The following is an 8,064-nucleotide window of genomic DNA, read 5'->3' on the forward strand; positions in this document are numbered from 1 at the left end:
GGCATACTGCGCGGTTACTTCATCACCAACCAGCAAAGCAAATACTTTGAAACCGACGCGTTTAAAAATGTACTGACCTATGTACAGGCAAACCCATTCCGCACCAATTTAAAAGAGGTTAAAAATACCCTGCGCTTAAGTATTGAAAGTGTGCATAGCATTGATGCGGCTGTGAAGGTTTTGGGGGAGATAGCGGAGCTTTCCGCTTTGTCATTATAACCACTAACCCACCCTGTCATTCTGAGCATAGCGAAGAATCTGTCGAGCGGTAATGCATAGGTTTGAGATTCTTCGCTATGCTCAGAATGACAAAAAAAGCAGATTACCTTAAGCTATTCCTTCTCTTTTTTACTCACCATCTCTGTAAAACTTTTAGCCGCGTTTGTAAAATCCGATGGCATTAAAATAACGGTAGTGGTATTGTTGTCAATTCCAATTTCGGATAGCATTTGCATACGCCTTAATTCCAGTGCTATCGGGCTGCCCTCCATTTGTTTGGCGCCTTGGGTTAGTTTGATTGATGCTTCCAATTCTGCTTCAGCCTTAATGATACGGGCACGCTTTTCGCGGATGGCCTCGGCTTCGCGGGCCATGGCACGCTGCATAGATTCGGGTATCTCCACATCCTTCATTTCAACCATTTCAATTTTAATCCCCCACGGTTCGGTTGCAGCATCAACAATTTTTTGAAGCGTGCTATTTATCTCTTCCCGTTCGCGTAATACTTCATCCAAGTGGTGTTGCCCTATAATATTGCGCAGCGCTGTTACCGAGAACTGGTAAACCGCCTGGTTATAGTTGGCAACCTTAATAATAGCATCTTGGGGACTAATTACCTTAAACCAAAGCACCGCGTTAACTTTTATAGTAACGCTGTCTTTGGTAATGGTTTCCTGTTGTTCAAGGTCGACAGTACGGGTACGGATATCTACTGTTATTTGCCGGTCGATAAACGGGATTATTAAATAAATGCCGGGGCCTTTGGTAGCATGGTAGCGCCCTAAGCGAAAAACAATGGCACGCTCATATTCCTGCGCTATGCGTACGCCCATTGCTATTAAAACAAGAGCGATAAAAATTGGAATTAGTAAATACATGATGCTTTTTTATTTAAACCTACTGATTATAAAATAGCTAAGCAATTATATAGCAAAATTAAAAATCCGAAATCGAACATCCGAAATTCGAAATCAAGAAACCACTCTCTTATAAACCCCCTTCAAATTCCTGCCCAACTCCATATAATCAAGGCCATAGCCTACTACAAACTCATTCTCAATTTCAAAGCCGATATGTTTTAGCTCTTTAATTTCGTATTCTAGCGCATCGGGTTTTACCAGCATGGCGCAAACGATGATGGAGGCCGGTTTGCGTTTTTTAAGTTTGGCTACCAGATAATCCAGCGTGTTGCCGGTATCTACAATATCTTCAACTAATACAATGTGGCGGCCCTCAATATTAACGGTAAGGTCCAGGTCGTCGCGGATGCGGCGGGTGGTTGATATGCCGCCGTGATAGGATGATAGCTTGGTAAAAGCAACTTCGCAGGGTATTTTGATCTCCTTAACCAAATCGGCCATAAACAGGAAACAGCCATTTAGCACCCCAACAAACATGGGCGTTTTATTTTCGTAATCCTTATTTAGTTGTTTAGCAAGCTGCTTTATACGTGTTTGCAGGGCTTCATAACTCAGCAGCTGTTCAAACTCAAGATCGGCAATTTGGATTTTCATGGGCACTAATATATAATATAGTATTAGACTTACGAAGTTTAACTCGATGTTGTTTGTTTTTGGCCTCGTTGAGGGCTACGCCGTTTAAAAACTTCGTAAGTCTTAAACGGCATTACCAATACTCCGCTTTTTTGTACATTTGCCGCATGGCATCCATCAAACCATCTGTACCAAAAGGCACCCGCGATTTTTCGCCGGCGGAAATGGCGAAGCGTAATTTTATTTTTGATACCATTAAAAGCGTTTTCCGCAAATATGGCTATCAGCAAATAGAAACGCCATCGATGGAAAACCTATCTACCCTAACTGGCAAATATGGCGATGAGGGGGATAAGCTGATGTTTAAGATTTTGGAATCTGGCGAATATCTTAATAAAGTAGACATTAGAAAAACTGTCTCAACACTTATTCAAGATGTTTATAATAATAGTTTGGATTTAAAAGAAACCCAATCTTTATTGTTTCTGGAAAGATTAGAAGCACTGCAAAATACTACAATACTATCAGAGCAAGATCAAGATACTATTAGATCATTTAGAAATATTGTAGCACATAATTTATCATGGGGTGATTTAAATCTTAACTCAAATAAATTGACCCCCCAAATTTCTGAAAAGGCTTTACGCTATGACTTAACCGTTCCTTTTGCACGCTATGTGGTACAGCACCAAAACGAAATTACTTTTCCATTTAAGCGTTTCCAGGTGCAGCCGGTTTGGCGCGCCGACAGGCCGCAAAAGGGCCGCTACCGTGAGTTTTTTCAGTGTGATGCCGATGTGGTAGGGTCTGATTCTTTATTAAACGAGGCCGAATTTATACTGATATATGACGAGGCTTTGAGCGCATTAGGACTTAAAGATTTCACCATAAAAATTAATAATAGAAAAATTCTATCGGGCATAGCCGAGCTTATAGATAAAGCTGATAATATTATTGACCTGACTGTAGCCATTGATAAATTAGATAAAATTGGCTTTGACGGCGTAGTAAAAGAACTACTGGAAAGAGGCTTTACCGAAGCGGATATCGACAAAATAAAACCTGTTATTTTATTGCGGGGAACTAATGACGAAAAATTAGCAAGTCTGCGTAAAGCATTATCAACATCGGTAATAGGCTTAAAAGGCTGCGAAGAAATTGAAACCGTTTTTAACTACCTGCAAAGCTGCAAACTGCAAACCGCCACCTGCGAACTGGATATTACGCTCGCTCGCGGACTAAACTATTATACCGGAGCTATCTTCGAAGTTAAAACCAACGAAGTTGCCATGGGCAGTATTGGCGGTGGCGGTCGTTATGATGATTTGACCGGGATGTTTGGCCTTAAAGATCTGACCGGCGCGGGCATATCCTTTGGTGCCGACAGGATTTATGATGTGATGGAGGAGTTGAGCCTTTTCCCTGCTGCCACCAACCAAAGCACAAAAGTTTTAATTTGCTGTTTTGATAAAGATGGCGAGCAATATGCCCTGCCGCTATTACAACAACTACGTGCCGAAAATATCAATTCTGAACTCTATCCTGCAGGCGTTAAAATTAAAAAGCAAATGGATTATGCCAATAACAAGCAAATACCCTACGTTATTTTAATTGGCAGCGACGAAATGCAAAGCGGCTTATTATCCTTTAAAAATATGGCAAGCGGTGAGCAGGAGAAACTGACCGCGGCGCAAATTATAAGCAAGCTTTTATAATATTTGCTTTTAAACAGAAATATCTATTACATTTGAAATACCAATTAACCTAACTATTTCATAATGTCTTCATTTACTTCAAAACAAGTACCCGAAAAAACCTGCCTTACTATTGGCTTTTTATTGTTTGCTATAACATGGATAGGCACCGGTACACAGCATTTAATATATATAGAATTTGTAACCAACTTGGTGCCCAAATTTATGCCGGCAAGGGCTTTTTGGGTATGGGTTACCGGTTTAGGTATGCTGCTGGCAGGTATAAGTTTTTTAATAAGATTTAAAACCAGCCTTGCCGCTATAATGCTGAGCATTATGATGGGGTTCTTTATTGTCCTCATCCATTTTTTTAAGCTTCGTGGATCATACGGTAGCTGGACGGTATGGTACCGTTTTATACAGGACGTTTCAATTACCGGGGCATGCCTGTTAATTACAGAAAAGCCGTTGCTGGTTAAAACCGGCCGGTGGTTTTATGCTTTACCTGTACTGTTAATGGGAATGGCCCATTTTTATTACCCGGAGATGGTTACAGCACGCATACCGGTTTATTTCCCCGCCAAAACTTTTTTTAACTATGTAGTTGGCGTTTTAATAATGGCAATGGCGGGTGCGGTATTTTTAAAATATTATACTAAGCAAGCCGCATTGGCATTGGCCATATTGCTGCTTGCTTTTGCACTGTTTTACAGCGGGCCGCCGCTAGTTAAAAACATAAAAGATGCCGGCCAATGGACCGATTTTTTACTCGACCTGGCAGTTGCCGCCGGCGCATTTTTTGCCTCGGCTAAACTAAGCGACGATTAAACCAAGGCTAACCCGTTAAAGTTTTTATTTAATACCTGGCTGTTATTTACGTCAAGCCATTTATCAAGCAGGGTTGCATAAACATCCCTAAAATCTACCTGGTATTTTAAATCGCCGTTGTCCAGTTGTGTTAAATCGGGAGCATCATTAAAAACCCCCGGCTTTTTCAGTTTTCCGCCAAATACTAACACGTTGTTTGCGGTACCATGATCGGTGCCGTTGCTGGCGTTTTGCTCAACACGGCGGCCAAATTCAGAGAAGGTCATTACCAGCGTATCGTCAAGTTTACCGGTTTGCTTTAAATCCTTTATAAATGCGGCAACTGCATCGGCATAAATTTGCAACTGGCGTCCCTGCTGGTTTTGCTGACCAACATGCGTGTCAAATCCGCCTAACGACACATAATATACCCTTGTTTGTAAGCCCGAATTAATAAATTTTGACACCGTTTTAAGCTGGTTACCTAAAGCCGTAGCCGGGTAACTGGCGGTAACATTATAAATTTTGGAGGTTTTTTGAATATAATCAGCCGATGAGTAGGTTTCGGTCATGGTTTTGTACAGATAGCCCAGGTTGTCCTCATTTAAGTGGGCATCCGTATGGTTGTTTACCAGATCCTTAAAAAAAGGCTCGCGGGTGGTTTGGTACAATTTGTTAGGATCCTGTACGGCAATACCCTTCATGTTGGCGCCCTTCATGGCCAGCGAAAGCGTATCATCAACCTCAATAGCGGTGTAGGGGTTTTTACAGGATTGACAATTGGAGTCTAAATACCGACCTATCCAACCGGTAGTTAAAAACTTGTCCGAATCGCTAGCGGTTTGCCAGATATCCATAGAGCGGAAATGCGACCTGTCGGGGTTGGGGTAGCCTACCGAATTAATGATGCTCATCCAGCCCTGATCATAAATTTCTTTTAATGCCGACAGGCTGGGATTAAAACCCTGCATATCATTCAGCTTAATAATATCGGGCTTATTTATGGCGATGGTTTTACGTTTTTGGTAGTATATATCATTACCATAAGGGATAATGGTATTTAACCCATCATTACCACCCGACAGCTGGATGATAACCAAATTTTTATAGCCCGATAATTCACCTTGCGCCATCGCTTCAAATGGCTTTAAAAAAGCGGGCATCATAAATGCACCTGATGCTAATGCGGTGTTTTTTAAAAATTCTCTGCGTCTCATAATTTAACCCCCCAGCCCCCTAAAGGGGAGCTTAGTTTTTTGTTATATGTTTATCTGTCAACCCATTGTTCCCCCTTCAGGGGGTTAGGGGGCTAACATAACTGATACTCCGGCGTTGATATCACTTGTATCGCCACCGCTTTTATATCGGTTGATTTATTTACTTCATCAATTATCACATTGTTTAGCTTAGGCTGCAATAAAAATTCGGCTATTTGTAAATGCGAGGTATCTAATGGTATCTCGTTTAAAAACTTGTTCCAATCCGGCACTGCCTGTACCCGGTTTATAATATTAAACCGTTGTTTTTTTTGCGATGCCAGATAGGCCTCGTCTTCGGGTGTGGCTTTGCCTGCAAAATCAATAACCCCGGCATTTAATATGGTCGACGGTATTTTCATCCGGTACATTAGGGATGAACTGTCTATCCAATTGCGGCCACCGGGCCAGCCCGCCACATTTGGCGGCCTAAACAATACCTGCCCCAATGTGCGCTGAAATTGCAGCAATACATCGGGGTTTTGGTAGGTAATATAAAATTGACGGTTCAATCCTACTAACAACTCCACCGGCGATTTTATGAGGTTGCCCCGGTTTTTATCCTCATAAAACCAATCCGATAGAAACATATATTCCAGTACGGGTTTTATCTCGTAATCGGCTTTATAAAACACATCAGCCATTTGGTTTATGTGGTTAATATCCGGCACTTCGTTAACAAAGTAGCGGTATAGCTTGGTGCATAAATACACGGCGGTTTGTTTGTTGGCGGTTATGATATTGAGGATATCCTCGCCCGTAAAATTGCCGGTTTGGCCAAAAAATGTTTTAGGACCATCATCATGTACCCTTGGGTTAAAGGCATATAAACCCGTTTTGCCGTTAAATGCAAAGCCCGTAAATGCCCTTGCCGATTGTTTAATATCCTGCTCCGTATAATGGCCCCTGCCCAGGGTAAAAAGCTCCATCAATTCGCGGGCGAAATTCTCGTTAGGGTGCCCTTTTTGGTTTTGCTGGTTATTTAAAAACTGTAGCATAGCCGGGCTTTGCGACACCTGCAGCAGCAGGGTTTTAAAATTGCCCAAGGCATTAGCACGTTCAATATTATTCAGGTCCTGCTGGTATTTGGCGTTGCCTATGTTGCACGAGAAGTGATTATGCCAAAACAGGGTCATCTTTTCCCGTAGCTGCGCATCAGTTTCGCTGAGTTGTTTTAGCCAGCCCTCGTTAAGCAGGCGTTCCTGCCGGTTACGCTCTTCCTGTAGGGCGCGCTTTTCCCCGTCGTTTTGCATGAGGGGTTTAAAGCGCAGATCAATGTTTTCGTCAATGGCAGCAAGGGGTTCTGTTTTTTCGGAAGCCTCAAAGAGTTTTTTAACGGCCTTTTTTACCGACCAGTTTTGCTGATCGTGCAGTTCATTGAACCGGATGCCAAAACCTGCCCGGGCATGTAGGTGCTTTATCTGAATGGAGTTATTCATAGGTAGTTAGCTATAAACTTTATTGACTACAGCAATTTAAATAGGTTTAATCGTTAATCCAATATAGTAAACACCAATTATTTACCTTTGTTAGGATGATATTTGAGTTAGATGAGCGCCTTATTTTCCCTAACCCCGAACTGGCCGAACCCGATGGCCTGCTGGCCGTGGGCGGCGACCTATCTTCCGACCGCCTTTTACTGGCTTATGGTAATGGCATTTTCCCCTGGTATAGTGATGACGACCCTATTTTATGGTACTCGCCGCATGAGCGGTTTGTGCTGTATGCCAATGAGGTAGTTATTACCGGCAGTATGCGCAAGGCTATGCGGAAACGGCCATTTACCATAACCCTGAACACCTGTTTTGAAGCTGTAATAACCGCCTGCGCTACGGTTGACCGCCCCGGTCAGGATGGTACCTGGATTACCCATGATATGCAGCAAGCCTATATCAAATTGCATTATGAGGGACGGGCACACTCGGTTGAAGTTTGGCAGGATGACCAATTGGTTGGCGGGATGTATGGCGTACCCGTAGGACGCGTGTTTTGCGGCGAGAGCATGTTTAGCAAGGTTAGCAATGCCTCTAAAGCGGCATTGATATGGGTTTGCCAAAGCGGCGATTATGACCTGATTGACTGCCAGTTATATACCGACCATTTAGCCAGCATGGGCGCGCGGATGATACCCCGCCAAGCTTTTATGGCTTTGTTAAATACCGCTTAAACAGGGTGTTAGGTTTGGGAGAGACGAACGGGGCGAACACCCGGGGATTTTTTTGGTAAAATGGGTTAACACAACTTAACACATTTCGGCAAAAATTTGAGTTAATTATTTGATAATCAACTATTTAACAAAAAAAGGTGTTAACCATAAATTTTTAGGCTAATTATTTGATAATCAGGTGTTTAATAAAAAGCGGTGTTAACCCATAATTCGCTGCCGGATCATTTATAATTGCTTTAAGGTTGCTTCGCAGAAGTGTATAGTCCCAGATTAGAGCATCGTCCCGCTCATGGCCGCGGGAGGGCCTAGTTCTTTTTCCTTAGAGTGGCTGTTGCGCAACGATCTGCTCAAAAGCGTTATTTTATTTGATTTATTTACGTCAGTTTAGGCAGATGAACAAGGAAGGGAATTATATTCAGAAGGTCTTT

Annotated in this window: 8 protein-coding genes; 4 read left to right on the plus strand and 4 right to left on the minus strand. The window is 42.5% G+C overall.

The genetic code is table 11. From position 1 onward, the window contains the following. Positions 1-219: hypothetical protein (locus tag ABI367_RS02270; protein ID WP_462228367.1), on the plus strand; the 219-nt coding region annotated here is incomplete at its 5' end. A gap of 113 nt (positions 220-332) precedes the next feature. Here ABI367_RS02270 and ABI367_RS02275 read toward each other — a convergent pair. Further along, positions 333-1,097 (minus strand): slipin family protein, encoded by a 765-nt coding sequence (locus ABI367_RS02275; protein WP_462228368.1) that lies wholly within the window; start codon positions 1,095-1,097, stop codon positions 333-335. Between the two features lie 93 nt (positions 1,098-1,190). Continuing rightward, positions 1,191-1,733 (minus strand): hypoxanthine phosphoribosyltransferase, encoded by a 543-nt coding sequence (gene hpt / locus ABI367_RS02280; protein ID WP_462228369.1) that lies wholly within the window; start codon positions 1,731-1,733, stop codon positions 1,191-1,193. Positions 1,734-1,879: 146 nt separating this feature from the next. On the opposite strand from hpt, the gene hisS reads away from it, so the two are divergent. Both hisS and ABI367_RS02290 read left to right on the plus strand, forming a co-directional pair. Beyond that, the gene (gene hisS / locus ABI367_RS02285; RefSeq protein ID WP_462228370.1) at positions 1,880-3,427 is read left to right on the plus strand and encodes a histidine--tRNA ligase; all 1,548 of its coding nucleotides are present in this window, start codon (positions 1,880-1,882) and stop codon (positions 3,425-3,427) included. 63 nt (positions 3,428-3,490) lie between these two features. After that, a complete protein-coding gene (locus ABI367_RS02290; RefSeq protein WP_462228371.1) occupies positions 3,491-4,234 on the plus strand; it encodes a DoxX family protein in 744 nt (247 codons plus the stop codon). Here the strand turns inward: ABI367_RS02290 and ABI367_RS02295 are convergent. Further along, a complete protein-coding gene (locus ABI367_RS02295) occupies positions 4,231-5,430 on the minus strand; it encodes a DUF1501 domain-containing protein (RefSeq protein WP_462228372.1) in 1,200 nt (399 codons plus the stop codon). The genes ABI367_RS02290 and ABI367_RS02295 overlap by 4 nt on opposite strands. Before the next feature lie 92 nt (positions 5,431-5,522). Beyond that, on the minus strand, positions 5,523-6,908 hold the full coding sequence (locus ABI367_RS02300) for a DUF1800 domain-containing protein (protein ID WP_462228373.1): 1,386 nt from the start codon (positions 6,906-6,908) through the stop codon (positions 5,523-5,525). Positions 6,909-7,003: 95 nt separating this feature from the next. On the opposite strand from ABI367_RS02300, the gene aat reads away from it, so the two are divergent. After that, positions 7,004-7,636 (plus strand): leucyl/phenylalanyl-tRNA--protein transferase, encoded by a 633-nt coding sequence (gene aat, locus ABI367_RS02305; protein ID WP_462228374.1) that lies wholly within the window; start codon positions 7,004-7,006, stop codon positions 7,634-7,636. Positions 7,637-8,064: the final 428 nt, after the last annotated feature.

The organism is Mucilaginibacter sp. (assembly GCF_039935595.1).
Lineage (GTDB): Bacteria > Bacteroidota > Bacteroidia > Sphingobacteriales > Sphingobacteriaceae > Mucilaginibacter.